Consider the following 17,925-nt stretch of genomic DNA (forward strand, 5'->3'; position numbering starts at 1 on the left):
AGCCGCCCGGCGGTAAAGAAGACACTGCGAGGTTCTCTCGAGCAGATGTCGCACTTATGCTGTGATAAAGTGCAAGGTAGACACTGCGATGGTTTTATCGAGCAGATGTCGCCCCTGTACTGGAAGCAACCGCAAGTATATTTCCGGAGCGTGGTCTTTGCTCATCATTCGGTTTTTACTTTAAGATTAATCCTTTTGTCCCAGTCTCTCTTTTTTTATCGTAATAGGCGAGAACTTAAACGGTATCCCCTTCAACTTAACGAATACGAGGTGAAGTCCATGGAAGTTATTAATAATCGGTATCGACTTGTCGAGCTTTTGGAGCAAAATAGAATCGCATCCATCTATTTAGCTATGGATTTATTCCATGAGAACCGCTATGTTCAATTAAATCTATTAAGCTCGGAATATACACCCAGTTCGTTAATTCAATTTTTTGAGAAGCAATTTATAGCCATAAAGAATTTATCAAGTAAAAGAATAGCACGAAATGAACAATTCGGCGCCGTCACCTTTGTTGATAATAAGCCTTATACAGAAAAGGCATTTTTTTACACCGTAGAATTTGATAGAAAGAATGAATCATACATTTCGTTGATACAGCAGTTTTCCATTGATGAGGTAATCGAACAATTCATCGAAATTTGTTCGGCAGTCCACTATGTACATACAAGTGGTTTTATTTATGGAGCGTTAAATTTGAAGGCAATTTACCCAATCAAACAAGGGAATCGTCTTCTCCCGAAATTAAAAGATCTTGCTACCATTGAATTAGAAAAGTATTCTCATCATGATTTAGAGAATTCATACTATAACTCCCCCAAATTATTAGCTGGAATAGAGCCAAATATTGAGACAGATATGTACGCGTTAGGACTAATTCTATTAGCGATGATAACCAAACAAGCTTACATAGAAAATCCAAAGCAGGCGCTTCAATCACTCGAAGAAAATTTAGAGCAATCTTATCTTGCTCATGATCGACATAGGCTACATAACCTATTACCTATTATCAAGAAAATGATAGGGACAGAAGAGGATTATCCCTATCTAACTATTCAAGATATGATAACAGAGCTTAGCGAAAGACTAGATACCGATATTTCCATCATTGATCAAGAGGCATTGGATAAGCTTCATTTTCATACCCGTATCATCGGAAGAGATGAAGAATTATCATATGTTTTAAATAATGTCCAGAATATGATGAGCTATAAGCCGAGCAAACGTATCATCTTTGTTCAAGGTGAAAATGGGATTGGCAAGACCCGCTTTCTCCAAGAACTTCATTATTTACTAGAACTACGTAAAGTAACGATATATGCAAGTTTTCACCTAGGAAGTACTGGGAATAGTAAAAACCTATGGCTAGATATTCTGCAAAAGCTAATCAGTCAAACAGACTATTCTATTTTACGTAAATATCATGCAGAACTAGTAAAGTACTTTCCGGAATTAGAAAAAGGTGGAGCGCCAACCTCATTAGACTATGTAACAGATGGTAATAGCGAATATCGGCTGTTAAATCGTATAGGTGCTTTTATTAATGAAAGCTTACAAGGGAGGCCAGCGGTATTCTTAATAGACGACCTTCATCTCGCGGATAGGTTCACATTAAATTTATTACATTACTTGAGCACGAACAATACCCATCAAAATAATTTAATGTTTATTGTATCAGGTGAACTAAGAGAGGATGGGGAGAAGGATTTTCTAGAAAACTATCATTTAATGAAAAAGCGATTAGACACCAGTATTATCCGATTAGATCTGTTAACAGAAGAGCAAGTAGCAGAAATGATCATGCAAATTCTGTCCTTATCTTATAAACCACTTAGGTTAACAGAGAAAATATATGCCCGTTCTTTTGGAAACCCATTATTTATACAGGAAATTATGAAGGATCTGTATAGTCGAGGGCTTCTTCAAATTAATAAGGATAATGGTATGTGGAGTATTCTGCTAGATTATAATGCATTAGAAATTCCGGAAAGTATTGAACAAGTGCTAGTAAACCAATTACGGGACTTAGAAAAAATCGCATTACAAATTCTGGAGACCATCGCAATCTATAATAAGCCAATCTCTAAAAACGTAATTAGTGCGTATCTCGAGTTAGATGAAGTATTCATACATTCTACTGTCGATCATTTAGTTCAAAAAGGAATAGTTCATCAATTAGTATCGGATTATGGTTTTCTTTTTGATATTTATAATAAGGTATTAAAGCGGATTGTGTATGACAGTATTGATGCAAAGACAAAGATTACCATGCATGCACATGCGGCAGCTTTAATGGAAAAAGCCTCGGATACTAAAATCGAGGAGCTAATTCATCATTATGAAGGTGCTCACAATTGGGAAAAGTGTCTGGATTATTATCTAGATATTGCTAAGCAACTCCATGCTCAGCATGAAATTAGAAAGGAAGTGCAATATCTTCAAAAAGCGGAGAAGTTAATGGTAAATCCATATGAAAAAACAGCAATTCTGTTGAAAATAGGTGGGCTATGCATTGAAATCAATCAAACAGAGCAAGCATTAAAAACCTATGAGTATGCATTGGAAATTGCCGAGAAACATAATTTGCAAGATTTAATTTTAAAAGTATATTTAGAGCTAGGAAATCTATTTGCAACGTCTTATAAAGTGGACAATCTAAAGCACTATTTACAAAAAATAGATGAAAACTTCCCTATAATATTGGATAAAGAATCAAGGCTTGAATACAAGCGACTGCACGCATTATTACTAAATATACAAAACCACTTAGATGAAGCAGATATTATTTTAAAGGAAATTATTGCGGAAAGTGGGGATGATTTTCCTAAAATAACGGGAAGAGCCTACTTGTTACTAGGGTTCTCTAGTGCACAAAATAATCGTTATGATAAGGCAAAAGCCTATTTTAAAAAGGCGATGAAGCTTCTAGAGCATGCAGGATATTTGAAAGGCTATTTAGGAGCGATTAACAATATCGGTATTATCTCTCAATCATCCTTTCGAAATGAATTCGATGAGGCAATAAATTATTTTGAAAAGGTAAGGGATATTAGTGAAAAGTATGGTATTTTTGAGACCGAAATTCAAGCGTTAACTAGTATAGGTAGAATTCATGCTAGCGCATATCATTTTTCTGAAGCATATGATTATTTTAAATATGCGCTTGAAAAAGCACAAGCGGGTCGAGCAAGTTGGCTTGTAAGTACTCTCTATAATCAACTATGCTTTATATCTGCAGAAATGGCAGAGTACAAGCGAGCATTTAAATATTATCACATTATAGAAGCATTACATAAGGAAGATAGTTCTCGTGAATTAGATCTATTTGAATACTATAATACGAGCATGAATCTATTTCACTTTATCGGTGACTTCGAGCGTGCCGATGAATTTGGAAAATTAGTCGTGGAGTTCAATAAAGGCCGTGACAACATGTATTCTGATAGTGCCATCACCTATCAGAAGCTTCATCTTTTAAGGAAAGCACCGAAAGAGCAGTTAAAGAAGATTATTTCTAATGTGCTAGCGTTAGTAGAAAAAATACCCCATATTACGTTTAATATAAAAGTAATAACAACGGCTTTGATTGTGTTAAGTGAACGTGGTTATTATTCTCTAACCAGTAACCTGAGTAAGAAGCTGGAGGAATTATTTACAGATAAAACACCGGATGCTTTAAAAGCAAGATATTATTATTTTCTTGGAACAAAGGATAGTTCTAAGAAATCAATAAATTATTTAAAGCAAGGGTTGAAGCTAGCGAAACAGGGTGAAAATCGGGAATTAATAGCTAGAATCTTAATGGTATTGGGAGAGTATGCTTTTAAAGCTAAGAAATGGTATGGTGCTGCCAATTATTATTTAGAGAGTACCGAGTTAGTGAAATCGTTAGTGGAAGGTGTGCCGAAGCAATACCAGCTAACTTATGTGAATCATCATCATTATGCCAAAGGGTTTATAGGTCTAGAACGAACTTACAATTGGATATCTAAAGAGCAACATATAGTAACGGATAAAGAAAATGGTAAGCAAGATCAATTGTCTCAAGTGGATTTAAATCGATTTCTCGCAAAAGATTATGTTAGCGTATTTTTGGAACATGAGGAATATATGGAATACATTCGCGAACAGCATATGATGAAATATTCAAAGGAAATTCGTACAGCCCAGGATATGATACTAAAGGTTGGCCCTCATACAATAAAGAATATTAATATGCTATTACATTATCTCACAGGGATAACACTTGCTTCGAGGGGAATCATTATTACGGATAATCAAAAGGAAGAATTAGCAGTTCTAAGCACAACAGATGGGAATCGTGAACTACCACAAAATCGCTATATGATTAATCTCGTTCATGATACAAGAGAGGCTGTTATTTTAGGTGCTAAGGAACAAAAGCTGGAATTAGACTTATTACCTAAAGGATTACAAAGTATCATGTGCATTCCAATCACTCAGCATCACGGTAATTCTAGTCCGTCTATTCTAGGTTATATCTATTTAGAATCTGATTTGATTGTGAATAATTTTAATGAAGCAGGAGTAGAAAAATGTAAGGAAGTGATGGGCTTTTTAGCTACAATGCTAGAACAGCATCAGTTAAAGCTTTCAGCAAGCATTGATAAACTGACAGGTACGTTAACTAGAAAATATTTAGACGATGCGCTATTAGAGGCAATAGATGTATCCAAACGTACAGGGGAACCTTTTAGTATCGTCATGTTTGATCTCGATAGATTTAAGCAGGTAAATGATCGATATGGCCATCAAATCGGGGATGAAATATTACGAACTGTATCTCATATCGTTATGGATATGCTCGATGAGTCTTATACTTTAGGTCGATACGGTGGGGAAGAGTTCATTATTATTTTACCAAACATTAAAACGGAAGAAGCAGTAGTGTTTGCAGATAAAGTGCGTGAGGAAATTGCCGCACAACAGCTGTTAGGAGATAAGTTTGATATAACCGTCAGTATTGGAATAGCGACATATCCGCTTCATGGACAGCGAGTAAAAGCATTAATTGAAAAAGCAGACCAAGCCTTGTATGTTGCAAAGGAAAAAGGGCGGAATAATACCCAAGTTTGGTATAAGGATTTTCTCACGACATCCAAGCCGCAAAATAAGCTAGCAGGCATTCTCACAGGAGATGATATTAAAGATTCCCGAAATGTCTTAGCTATGGTGGAGCTCATCCAGCTTTCTGTTAAAAACCTATCTACGGAGGAAAAAATCTATCAATTTTTAGGAAGAATGATTGAAATCTCAGAGGCACAGGTGGGTTATATTTTATTGCATACGCCTAATGGGGAAAAGGTATATGGAAGGAGAGCACAGGAAGAAGGGTGGTTAGAGCAAGTCTCGATAGAACAGGATATATTGCATTCGGTTATATTGGAGGAACGTGGACTCTATACGATTACTTGGGATGTGAAGGATAAGCATAATAAGATTAATGCTTTACCAGACTGGGATTCAATTTTAGCTGTTCCAATTATGGTTAATGGAAGTGTACTTGGTGCTATCTATCTTAGAGCACCCAGTAGGTTCAAGGAATTTGGTGCAGATGATTTAAATATGGTAAGTATCTATAGTAGTTTGCTAGCTGGTATGATTTAGAAGCGCAAACGAAAGTGAAAACTTACGAGCAATAAAAAATCCGAACTACTACTGAAAAATGAGAATTCCTAGTAGCTCGGATTTTTTATTTTACGTATAAGAAAATATACAATCCCAAGCAGATGCCCTTCCCTTTTTTTAAACGGTAAGGTATAGAAAACCTTTTTGCCAGTATTAAAGAGATCCTCCCTATGTGACCCAAAAGAGTAAGGGGAGCAAAAAAAGGTAACAGAGAGTCAGTCTCTGTGACCCAAAAGAGGAAGAGAAGCAAAAAAAGGTAACAGAGAGTCAGTCTCTGTGACCCAAAAGAGTAAGGGGAGCAAAAAAAGGTAACAGAGAGTCAGTCTCTGTTACCCAAAAGAGGAAGAGAAGCGAAAAAAGGTAACAGAGAATCAGTCTCTGTGACCCAAAAGGAAAACAGAAAAAGGGAACGGTTTTCCTATCCGTTCCCGTACAAGCACCAAGATTCATTTTTAATGCACTATTCTCGGAAATAGCCTTCGTCTATAATATCTGCTCTACTGTATATCCTTTCTCTTCTAGGAGAGAAAGGATATGGGGTTCTTGAAGTAGATGTAAGGTGCCTACTATGACGAAGTATGTTTCACCGCTATCTTCCTCAAGGAAAGTTGCAATTTTGTCAGCCATTTTATAGTTTCGGTCATCATTAAGTGCTTCCATGTAGGCTTGCTCTTCAGCAGTTGTTTCTTGTTCTACCGTTAAGTAGTCTAGCAGTTTGTCGCCGTCTCCCTCCTTATATAGGTTCAGCAACTCTAGCATTTGTTCATTTAATTCCTCTATTTCGACCAAGGATTCTTCTAGCATTTGGACTTGGAATTCCTCAGATAAATTAGCGAATATCGATAATTGATCTTCCGCAGTCTCAAGGGCGACGATTTCCTTCTGATCCTGTTCTGCACGATTTAGAAAATATAAGTCGACGCCATCTGTGAAATTAAGCTCTTCCATCATTAAATTCTGGATTAGATTCGATTGAAACCACGGTTTGAATTGCTCAAACATGTCAATGGAATATCCTAGTTCTGTATATACACGGTCAAGTTCCTTATATAAATCCGTAGATAGATGGTCTTGAATGCTCGAGCCATCTTCATATAGGGCATATTCCATATAGATAGCCTGCATTTCAAACATACTGATGTTATTAAGGTCAACTTCTGGAACAATTACATCTGCTTTTGCATAGGCTTCTTCGATTTTACGATTCAAAGGAAAAAAGTTATCGGTTACAGTGTGGATAGTCCCTTGTAAGTAAACCGTAGTATCGCCATGTTCAACCTTCCAAAGATATCCCCCTGGACCGTTTGGTTCACCTCGTACTTCCACTTCTACTTTTGTAATGACCGTTATATCTTTATCCTGAAGACTTTTTACATCCGTATCATCATACGGGTTTCCTCCAATAGATACTTCTTCTAAACTAGCCATTTCCTGAAGTGGCGATAAATCCTCGATACTATTGTTCTGTAAATTCAGCTTTGTAACGGAATCTAAATTCTCTATTCCTTCTAAGGATTTAATTCGCTTGTTCGATACATCTAAGTCGGTAATGGATTGTACATCTTCTTGTAAAATGTCTCCAGAAACTTTATTGATCTCAGCACGGATAGCTTTCTCAAGCTGATAGTCTTCAAAATAAATCCCATCTGTTTGATTACTCTGACAGGCAGTTAAGCCAATGATGAGCACCATCAAGAAAACGCGTAGCAAATTCTTCAAAAAATCTCCCCCAATGTTGTACAGCGATTAGCAGTATTTTCCACCACTATATCAAATTGCCGTAAAGTAGAGCAACCACCATCTCGCAAGTTGATTATCAAAAGGTGCCCCGATTCGTATGCTTTGCCTTCATTTAATAATTGGCATAAGATATGTATTTGGACTTTTATATTCTAAGTAATGGGAGATGAAAATCTTGAAAGGGATTTTTCAACATAAATGGAGTGTCATAGGGATTGCAGTATTTTGTTCTATATTATGGGGAAGTGCTTTTCCTGTATTAAAGATTAGCTATGAGGAGCTGCAAATGGCTCCAGGAGATATAGCAGCAAAAATTGTTTTTGCTGGTGGGCGCTTTTTACTAGCCGGATTAATTGTACTACTATTTTTATTATGTAGTAACTGGAAGAGAATAAAGGTTACGAAAAAGCAGTTTCTAATCTTAACGATACTTGGTATTGTACAAACATCCTTACAGTACTTTTTCTTTTATAATGGACTTGCAAATGTTTCTGGAATGCAAGGGGCAATCCTTTCTTCTGGGGGAACCTTTTTCACCGTTATTTTGGCTCACTTTTACTACCGAAGTGATCGAATGAGCTGGAAGAAATCCGTTGGTCTTTTGACAGGATTTCTAGGAATTGTTGTCGCAAACTGGGGGCAAGAATTTCAGATAAGCTTCCAGTGGGATGGTGAAGGCTATATGATACTGTCCGGATTAACAGCGGCAATTGCAACGATTATGGCAAAAGAGCTAGCATCGGGGATTCACCCGTTCGCCATTACAGGATGGCAGCTAACCATTGGTGGGTTAATCATGTTAGTAGTTGGCTTTCCATTCTTACATGAAGGTGCTATGACATTCACCTCATTTGGACTCGGTTTATTTATCTATTCGGCTCTTCTTTCATCAGTTGCTTTCGCTCTATGGTACTCATTATTGAAATATAATCATGCAGGCGAATTAAGTATGTATAAGTTTATCGTTCCTGTTTCTGGAGCTGTATTGTCTGCGATGTTTATTTCCGGTGAGATGCTGAATAGTTTTATCCTCGTTGCAATCGTATTAGTAGCGTTTGGTATTGTTATTGTAAATTATCATAGTAAGAAAGCATAAAGCTAAGCTAAACATGTTCTTCCCAATGAGAGGGAGGACATGTTTTTATATAGAAGTTGCCATATTTTTTACAAAGTTATCAAAATGAATCGTAGGTACTATGTAATTACCAAATAATGGATTTTTACTGATTGCATATTCCCTGTTTTGAGTGAATGGTTTGTTAAAAAGTTGATATGGACAACTATGAGAAATGAGACTTAATGACTAATGGGTTTTCATTAGGTTTAATTGCCTAATTGACAGTTCTAGAATTTACTTTAAAATGACTTAAGAGTAAAAAATAAAGGGGATAGTTTTCATGAAAAGATTATTATTAGTAGTGATGGGACTAGTATTAGCAATGGTTCTAGCAGCATGTAGTTCACCAGAAGAAGATGAAGTATTAGAGTATCACAATGCAGTAGTGGATGAGGTTCATCCTTTAATGGATAAATTAGCTAGTCTATATGAACAAATGATGGTGATGGAAACGGAAGAGGAAGTAATGGACTTATATGATAATGAAATCATTCCTGTAGTTAATGAGATTAACGACTATTATGATGGACAAAAGATCGAGTATGATGCAACAAAGGAATACCATAAATTACTTCAAGAGCAGGCTAACTCTTTAGAAGCTACAGTGTTGAAAGAAAAAGAATTCTTCGAGGCACTTCTAGATGAGAATACGACAGAAGAAGAATTGATGACACTAGATCAAGAGGTAGTCGAGTTAAATACGATTACAGAAGAGAAGAATAAGGCGGTTGCCGATCATTATGATTATTTACTTGAGGAATATAACTTTGTTGAAGAAGATGAATAAGAATAATTAGGTAAAGAGACTGGTAGAATAGTAGCGATACATAGGTAGAACTACTATCCTACCAGTATTTTTGTTAGGTTGGCTTTAACTGTAATTCATTTACATCGTTAGAATGAATCACGGGCTTGTCCATTCCTAGTGAGGTAATGAACCTTTGTGTAAACGACTTTTCGGTTATTGCTATTTTACTGAAAATAATGTTAAATATATAAAAGGCCTATATTCATTTGTAGTGCCCTAATTTTAGTCTTGGGGGGATAGGAATGCTTGTCAAAAATGATTATGTTAATAAGAATGATGTAGTATTTGTAAAAGAAAGTGATAGCCTAGAATCTGTAATGAAGACCATAGAAGATTCTGGTTATCGGTGTATTCCGGTTCTTGATGAAACGGGAGAGAAATACGTGGGGAATATATATAAGGTTGATTTATTAGAATATGAGCTTGATTATTCCTTGGTTGGCACATTATCTGAGTTAGTATCTGACCGTGAGGGATACATTAAGGAAGACGCCCCATTCTTTCAAGTATTCTCTTCTATTAAAAAGCTTCCTTATTTAGCAGTTGTTAATGACTCCATGGACTTTTTAGGGATTTTAACGAATGGTAATGTTATTCAAGTTCTTGAAAATGCTTGGGGAGTACATAATGGTAGCTACTCCTTTACAATCGGTACAATTGAATATGCTGGTGCACTACAAAAAATGCTAAGAATTGTAAATCGACATTGTAATGTACAAAGTGTTATTTCTTTAAATAACAACTCTAATTATGTAAGAAGAGTTTGCATTGTGCTTCCAAAAGAAGTGGATGAAGAATTAGCGGAGAAGATTCGATTGGACTTGGATAAAAATAATTTTACGGTTACAGATATTGAGAAGTTGAGTTAGGCAGTTAGGCTAACGATAGTACAGCTTTCACTAGAGTCCTTTTGTTATGTAAACAAGAAAGATAAAATGACTATCAAATGCGATAATGCATCTGATAGTCATTTTGCTTTCATCTCTACATTAAGGCACCTCATGCCCCATAGATGCGTAAAGAATTTCAAACCATTGATCTAATGATAATTCTATATTCAAAGCATTCACTGCTTTTTGAATTCTTTCCTTTTTACTTGAACCTACGATTGGCATTACCTTAGCGGGATGATTTAATATCCATGCGTATAATATTTCATCGATACTACTTCTACCCATTTCACTAGCGATTTTCTCTAATGCCTTACGTAACCGTACTGCTTTATCATCTTCATTCGTGAAAATTTGTCCTCTTGCTAGTGGGGACCATGCCATGGGAGCGATTCGCTTCTCTAGACAAAGGTTTAACGTTCCATCTTCCAAATTCTCTAACTGGTATGCTGAAAGTTCAATTTGGTTCGTCACAAGTTCTACATCTAAATAAGATTCAAGCATTGTAAGCTGATGACGCTTGAAATTAGATACCCCAAAGTGTCTGACTTTCCCAGAAGCTTTTAATTCATGAAAGGCACTCGCTACCTGTTCAGGATCCATAAAGGGATCTGGTCGGTGAATTAATAACGTATCAATATAATCTGTTCGGAAATTTTTTAAAGAATTCTCTACAGATTGGATAATATGGCGTTTTGATGTGTTGTAATGATGTGACTTGTGTTCCGGTCGATTAGGAGAGGGAAAGACAATCCCACACTTGGTTACGATCTCAATGTTTTGTCGAAGTCCAGGCTTAATTGCAAGTGCATTACCAAATAGCTCCTCACATTGAAATCCACCGTAAATATCGGCATGATCAAATGTAGTGACCCCTTGGTCTATACAATATTCAATTAAGTCTACTAATTGGTCAGCACTATAGTTCCAATCAGCTAACCGCCATAGACCGTGAATAATTCTAGAAAAAGATAAATCCTCTGCAAGCTGTATTCTTTCCATGATTAATTGGCTCCTTCATTTAACGTTTTCATCCTTTACATTATCTCTAGCACTGAGTAGATGCCTCGTTAGGCTATTTCCTTCAATTGGTTGAAAATTCTTTACATCTACTATACTCCTTTTTCCTTCGCTTGTCTTTGAGAATGTGCTAATAGATCAGTTAAGACCGCTGTGCTTGAATAGCCTTTCGGGATAACAGGTCCGCATGTCCATTCTCTTTTTCTGGTATCCACTTGATGAAGAAATAGGGAAATTTTGCCGTTTTTTCCCGAATGGTTTCTAGTAAAGGGAGGAATGTTTTATTTTTGGTAAAATCATTGTCTACCACTTGTACAACGGTTTGGGAATCGGAACGAAAGGATAGAATTTCATTTGGGAACTCTTTTTCACATATCTCTAGTGCTTTAATTACAGCATAAAACTCAGCTTCATGATTTGTCATGACACCAAGAGGGAGGCTATATTCATACTGTTTTTTTTGCCCTTTTATATAAATGCCAGCACCACTAATGCCAGGATTTCCACTAGCAGCGCCGTCCGTATATACTTCTATCAAGATTGCTTCTCTCCCTGCTACTTAGAATTCATCTACATATTATCATAGATCCCATATAAGAAAAAATGAATGAAAGATAACCGATTTATCTTTAGCATAACGCATTGACTAAACGAGTAATTGTTTGTATATTGATAAAAATAAGAAAATTATAACGACTAATTGAAAGGGAGAAGTTATAATGAGAAAAATTTTTATCAATGGGAAGTTTTATACCTTTGATCCGGTAAAGCCATGTGTAGAAGCAGTTGTCGTGGAAGAAGGTAGATTTATTGATATGGGAACTAAGGAGGAAATGACGTCATATTGGGGGAGTTTTGATACGAAGGTAGTGGATTTAGACGGTAAAACAGTTACCCCAGGATTAATAGATAGCCACCTACATCTGTCGTCGATAGCTATCAATTTATTAAACTTAGATGTGACCGGGTTAACCTCGAAAACTTCCATGCTTCAAAAAATCAAAGATAAAACAGCAACCCTCTCACCGGGAGAATGGCTAGTTGGGAGAGGGTGGGATGAAAATTTATTTATAGATGGTGGGATTCCTACTATTAATGAACTAGATTCTGTTTCTCCACATAATCCTCTTTATATTCCACGCGTTTGTGGTCATGCAGCATTAGTGAATAGTAAAGCCTTGGAGGTTTGTCATTATCATCGTGATATGATAATGCCTCAAGGTGGTTCAATTGAACTAGATGAAACGTTGAAGCAGCCGACAGGGCTTATTCTAGAGTCTGCAGCAGACATTTTTACGGCTCATATTCCGGAATATTCCTATGATGATTTAAAAGATGCATTGCGCCAGGCGATGAAGCTTGCTATTAGCCAAGGGTTAACCAGTGTACATACAAATGATACCAACAATTTAGGAGGGCTTCATCGTACGTATCGGATGTTTGATGAGTTATTAAATCAAGAGAAACTTGGACTTCGTTGTAACCTTTTAATTGATTATGATTACTTAGATGATTTGAAGGAATCTGGTATGTATGCAGGGTACGGAAATGAAACGTTAACGATTGGAGCAGTAAAGCTATTTGCAGATGGAGCATTTGGAAGGAGAACCGCATTATTATCAGAGCCTTATACGGATGATCCACATAATGTTGGTGAAGCAATGCATACGAATGATGAACTATATGATGTAGTTCGGAAAGCAAGAAATCTTTCCATGCCTATAGCAGTTCACACGATTGGGGATAAAGCATTAGAAAATATATTGGACATTTTAGACCAGTTCCCAGCTGTAGCTTACCGTGATCGATTGATACATGTACAAGTATTACGGGAAAATCTAATTAATCGATTAGCAGTACCTAGCCGCATTGCTGATATACAACCAAGGTTTGTTGTCGGTGACTTTCCTTGGGTGGAGGAAAGACTAGGTTCAAGACGGATGAAGCTTGCCTATGCTTGGAAAACTTTATTAAACGCAAACGTTATTTGTGCAGGTGGCTCGGATTCACCGGTCGAACCGATGGACCCATTGTTAGGCATTCATGCAGCTGTAACAAGAAGAGCACCTGGTGACCGGCATGAGGGATGGAATTCCGAGGAGAAACTCTCGATGTATGATGGGTTTAAGCTATTTACAAAAATGGGGGCATATCCAACTAATGAAGAAACACTAAAGGGAACGATATCTAGAGGAAAGCTAGCCGATATGACAGTTTATTCAACTAATCCTTTTGAAATAAATGACCCAGATGAGCTTTTAGAAACAGCTATAGAGATGACCATAATAGGTGGGGATATTCACTACCAAAAATCCTTGCACCAAACAAATTAGAGTCTTAGGGGGAAAAGGTATGGGAGATTTTTTAGAGAAGGTCGTCGGTTTCTTATGGGGATTACCACTGATTATTACAATCCTATTCGTAGGGGTATATTTTACGCTGGCTACAAAGTTCTTCCAATTTGTCCATTTACCTCATATTTTGAAAACAACTCTAGGAACTATTTTTAAAAAGCAGGACAAGGAAGAAAAGGGGAAGGGCATTCTTTCTTCCTTTGAAGCGGTGAGTACAGCTGTTGGTGGCTCCGTTGGTGTTGGTAATATTGGTGGTGTTGCGACGGCCATTGCTGTAGGGGGACCGGGTGCTGTATTGTGGATGTGGCTGTGCGCTCTAGTCGGGATGATTATTAAAACGGTGGAAGTGACACTATCTGTTCATTATCGTAATACAGACGAAAATGGTGATCCTTACGGTGGACCAACCTATTATATGGAGAAAGGTCTAGGCGAGGAGAAGAACTTTAAGTTCTGGATGATTCCGGCAGTTATCTTTGGTTTTGGTATTTTCGGTACGTTCTTTTTTACCTTACAAAATTATACGGTATCGGAGGCTGTTAGCTCTACATTTGGAATCGGAATGATTCCAGCATCGATTACTTTAACAGTAATTATTTACTATATCATATATGGTGGAATTAAACATATTGGAAAAGTGGCATCTCGGATTGTTCCATTTATGGTGCTGTTTTTTATTCTTTCTGGTCTTTTCATTATCGTTAGTAATATTGGTCAAGTTGGTGAAGCATTCGGATTAATCTTTTCTGGCGCATTTGGAGGAACAGCGGCTGTTGGAGGTTTCACCGGTGCTGTAGTTGCCCAAGTTATCCAAATGGGGATGGCTCGTTCGGTGTACAGTAATGAGGCGGGATGGGGTACATCACCAATGGTACATTCTACAGCCAAAGTAGACCATCCTGTTAAACAAGGTATATGGGGTGCTTTTGAAGTCTTTGTTGATACCATTGTTGTTTGTACGATTACCGCATTGACAATTATAGTGACCGGTGTGTGGTCATCAGGATTGTCTGGTGCAGAACTAACGTTAACTGCTTTCGAGGTTGGTATAGGGGAAATAGGGCGCTATATTATAGCGGTATCTGTCGTTCTATTTGGTGTAACCACTACTACTGGCTGGTATATTTATTACGATATATTATTGAGACATTTATTTAATAAACGTGACTCTAAGATCAAGCGTGCATGTCTACGTTTTTTTAGTTGGTTTTACCCGATACCGGGACTCGCTATGGTCATTTATGCAGTGAGTATAGGGATGCCAGGTGCAGCTGTGTGGTATTTTGCAGACATAACTTCAGCCATTCCAACATTTATAAACGTAGTAGTTATTTTATTACTAAGTAAACGTTTCTTAAGCTTGTTAAAGGATTATAAAGCTAGATATTTAGGGATAGGTAAGATTGATCCTGACATTGTGTTATTTTATGAGGACAAAGGTAAATCATCAAAAGATACAAACGTATCTGAGGTTGGGCAAAGTTAAAATAGTTAATGAAAAATCGAATGATAGCATGCTCCTGGAAGATACGTAGAAGAGAGATGAGGTTGATTGGGCACAGCCTAGAGGCCCTAAGATACCCTACATTAATAAGAAACTGTACGGCGAGGGTATTCAGGCAGATATCGCCCTATACTGGTTAACCGCAAATGTGTTTTCCAGAGCGGTCTTTACTTATTATTCGGTTTTCTTATTAGGTAAATTGCGTTCCTTGTTTTGTGATTTTTTAGTAAATTTTACAAATTCGCATTGCCTAGGTCAACACTTTAGGATAGTATTTATGTATTGTGATAAATAACCACTTTTATTCCTTCGGAGGTCTTGGGCGATGCGTATTGTTCTAAAGCATATTATACATAATATTTTGGAGAAGAGGCTAAGGTCGGCTATCGTGCTTCTTACAATTTTGCTGTCTACTTTGATCTTATTTATTGGCCTTAGTTTAAATGAAATCATCAATAACACGTACACAACTATGTTACAAGGTTCTTATGGAACTGCTAATGTTGTTGTATCGAAAAAAGCGGAAGATGGTATTCCTTTCTATGAGTCTACTAAGCTAGATTTATCAGATATTCATATAGATAATCGTTTAGACATGATACAAGCAAGTGGTAAATCAGTCTTAAATGATGAACATATTATAGTGACATTATATGGCTTAGACCTCCAAGGAGCCCTTGAGCTGCAAATTGTAGATATTCTTACTGGTTCCCAGGAACTTGAGGGGAATTCTGTAATGATTAGTCAGAAAACGAGTTCTACATATGATTTAGCGGTTGGAGATAGGATAGACGTAAGCAGTGGCGGTAATTCTTATGACTTTACGATAGCTGCTATTAGTAAATCAGATGGTATTTATTATTCGGAAATGGGAGACATTCTACTTCTTGCTCAGCCGGACCAGGTAACGGAAATACTCGGTGGGGGAGATATGGTGTCGAGTACTCTATTAGAAGTGCCGGATACGGAACTGGACAGAGCAATTACTAGTTTAACGGAGACGAATCAAGGCTTCACCGTACAAAAGAGTAGTGCTGCAGATACGATTATGCGGGATGAGCAGACCTTCCAAACGGTTATGATGCTAGCGATTATTATCATTGTGTTAATCAGTGCATACGTCATTTCATCCCTTTCTAAGTTAATTATTACGGAACGTATGCCTGTATTAGCTACTTTTCGCAGTGTTGGAGCTAGTAAAGGGATGATGAATCGGGTATTAATGTTGGAGTTCTTCATGTATGGGGTAATTGGCGCGGGGCTAGGGATAATATTAGCTATGTTCCTACTCCCGTTTGCAGCAGATCTGTTTAATGAGTACAAGGAATATGGTATGGAAACAGTAGTCGAATATAATATGATCTATTTAATCATTTCGGTAGTATTCGGAATGATGTTCCCAGCACTAGTGAGCATTCTCCGGATAGTGAGAACGAATGCCAAACCTTTAAAGGATGTGCTTTTCAATACATCGTCTACATTAGAAAAACGCTCGAGATGGACGGTTATTCTCGGAATCGTATTCTTCTTCATTGCTTTTGTGATAAATGGATTCAATAAATATGATGATATGCTACTTTCTATTGTATCGATTTTGTTATTGTTTATTTCCATTGTGTTGTTAATGCCACTATTGTTGAGTGGGTTTTCAAAGTTATTGTCTCTATACTTTAAGAGGAGTCGATCGGGAGAATTAGGACTGGGCATTAAAAATATTGCTAACAATAAGATTGTTGCAAACAATGTCAGTATGATTATTGTCGTTTTTTTACTATTAATTATGGTAGGAATTGCAAGTGAAGGAATTAATTATTATGTAACAAAGGCAGTAAGTAAAGATTTTGATGTAGTTGTTACACTTAGTGATCGTAATGATTCGCTTGTTTATGACATAGTGGAAATGGATGGAGTAGCTGATGCTTATCTTCAAGCTGTAAGTTTGGGGAAATCCTCTATTAATGGAAGTGAAGGTATTTATGGCGTATTTGGCGTAGACGATTTTAATGAGATAGGTGAATTCTATGATGGGATTAATTATCTCGAAATAGATGAAGAACGATTAAATGGCTTAGATAACCCAGTTATTTTAGATGATTATTATATGAATAAATACGACCTACATATAGGAGATTCAGTACAAATACAACCAATTAATAGGCATTACGAAAATCTAGAGAATGCTGGTCCAGTAACATTTATTGTAGCTGGATCAATGGAAAGTGCTGGATTCGCCTCAAGTCGTGATAGTGCTTTAATTCCAATTGATCTCTATGAGGATCATTTTGAGCCTCTCTTTTATGAATTAACGCTGAAGTTGGAAGAAGGAACCGTAGCGGAGGAATTAAAAGAGAGCATAGCAGATTACTATAGTAACTATTCACTAGAGGTTGCGACTTTTGATGAGAGGATAGAGGCACAGAAAACCACAATTGATACATTAATTAATGGAATCACCATTATTATTGGTTTAGGTATGATGGTGGGGATTCTTGGAATTTCCAATAATCTTATGGTCTCCTTCAATCAGAGGAAAAAGGAATATGCCATTCTCTATTCTGTATGTATGAGTAAAGGGCAAATAGTGAAAATGATATTCGCCGAAACACTTCTTACATTTATAACCGTAGCTGTCATTGGGCTTTTTGGTGGATTCGCGTTAAATTTCTTATTAACTAAGTTCCTTTATGCGATAGGGATGGTGACTGATTTTCACTTTACGTTCGAACTTTATGGCATGTTATGTGGGGTGGTTGCAATATTATTAGCTATATCAACTCTCTCACTAGTTCGAAAGGTTTTTAAGCTTCATATAATGAAAGAATTGCGATATGAGTAAAGGT

At 36.9% G+C, this 17,925-nt stretch carries 10 protein-coding genes; 7 read left to right on the forward strand and 3 right to left on the reverse strand.

The genetic code is table 11. From position 1 onward, the window contains the following. Positions 1–279 precede the first annotated feature (279 nt). Positions 280–5,631 carry a diguanylate cyclase gene (locus AAIB49_RS14170; RefSeq protein ID WP_343458386.1) on the forward strand — a complete coding sequence of 1,784 codons (5,352 nt, stop codon included), beginning with the start codon at positions 280–282 and terminating at the stop codon, positions 5,629–5,631. Between the two features lie 504 nt (positions 5,632–6,135). Here the strand turns inward: AAIB49_RS14170 and AAIB49_RS14175 are convergent. After that, positions 6,136–7,371: a TraB/GumN family protein gene (locus tag AAIB49_RS14175; RefSeq protein WP_343458387.1), complete on the reverse strand. Its 1,236-nt coding sequence runs from the start codon at positions 7,369–7,371 to the stop codon at positions 6,136–6,138. Positions 7,372–7,567: 196 nt separating this feature from the next. Between AAIB49_RS14175 and AAIB49_RS14180 the strand changes: the two genes are divergently transcribed. The 3 genes from AAIB49_RS14180 to cbpA all read left to right on the forward strand — a co-directional run bounded on the left by AAIB49_RS14180 (position 7,568) and on the right by cbpA (position 10,186). Next, entirely contained in the window at positions 7,568–8,488 is a 921-nt protein-coding gene (locus AAIB49_RS14180) for a DMT family transporter (protein ID WP_343458388.1), read from the forward strand. A 301-nt stretch (positions 8,489–8,789) separates the two neighbouring features. After that, positions 8,790–9,296 carry a hypothetical protein gene (locus tag AAIB49_RS14185; protein WP_339213560.1) on the forward strand — a complete coding sequence of 169 codons (507 nt, stop codon included), beginning with the start codon at positions 8,790–8,792 and terminating at the stop codon, positions 9,294–9,296. A 263-nt stretch (positions 9,297–9,559) separates the two neighbouring features. Then, entirely contained in the window at positions 9,560–10,186 is a 627-nt protein-coding gene (gene cbpA / locus AAIB49_RS14190) for a cyclic di-AMP binding protein CbpA (protein WP_339213562.1), read from the forward strand. A 120-nt stretch (positions 10,187–10,306) separates the two neighbouring features. Here cbpA and AAIB49_RS14195 read toward each other — a convergent pair whose 3' ends face one another. Next, positions 10,307–11,209, reverse strand: a complete 903-nt coding sequence (locus AAIB49_RS14195; protein WP_343458389.1) for an aldo/keto reductase — start codon at positions 11,207–11,209, stop codon at positions 10,307–10,309. A 160-nt stretch (positions 11,210–11,369) separates the two neighbouring features. Continuing rightward, complete coding sequence (locus AAIB49_RS14200) at positions 11,370–11,765, reverse strand: ribonuclease HI family protein (RefSeq protein ID WP_343458390.1); 396 nt, start codon at positions 11,763–11,765, stop codon at positions 11,370–11,372. Positions 11,766–11,946: 181 nt separating this feature from the next. On the opposite strand from AAIB49_RS14200, the gene AAIB49_RS14205 reads away from it, so the two are divergent. From AAIB49_RS14205 to AAIB49_RS14215, 3 genes are all read left to right on the forward strand, one after another. Further along, entirely contained in the window at positions 11,947–13,560 is a 1,614-nt protein-coding gene (locus AAIB49_RS14205; RefSeq protein ID WP_343458391.1) for an amidohydrolase, read from the forward strand. A gap of 19 nt (positions 13,561–13,579) precedes the next feature. Then, positions 13,580–15,067, forward strand: coding sequence for an alanine/glycine:cation symporter family protein (locus AAIB49_RS14210; RefSeq protein WP_343458392.1), 1,488 nt, complete (start codon positions 13,580–13,582; stop codon positions 15,065–15,067). A gap of 343 nt (positions 15,068–15,410) precedes the next feature. Next, positions 15,411–17,921: an FtsX-like permease family protein gene (locus AAIB49_RS14215; protein WP_343458393.1), complete on the forward strand. Its 2,511-nt coding sequence runs from the start codon at positions 15,411–15,413 to the stop codon at positions 17,919–17,921. Positions 17,922–17,925: the final 4 nt, after the last annotated feature.

Source organism: Ornithinibacillus proteolyticus (genome assembly GCF_039581225.1).
Taxonomy (GTDB): Bacteria; Bacillota; Bacilli; order Bacillales; family Amphibacillaceae; genus Ornithinibacillus; species Ornithinibacillus massiliensis.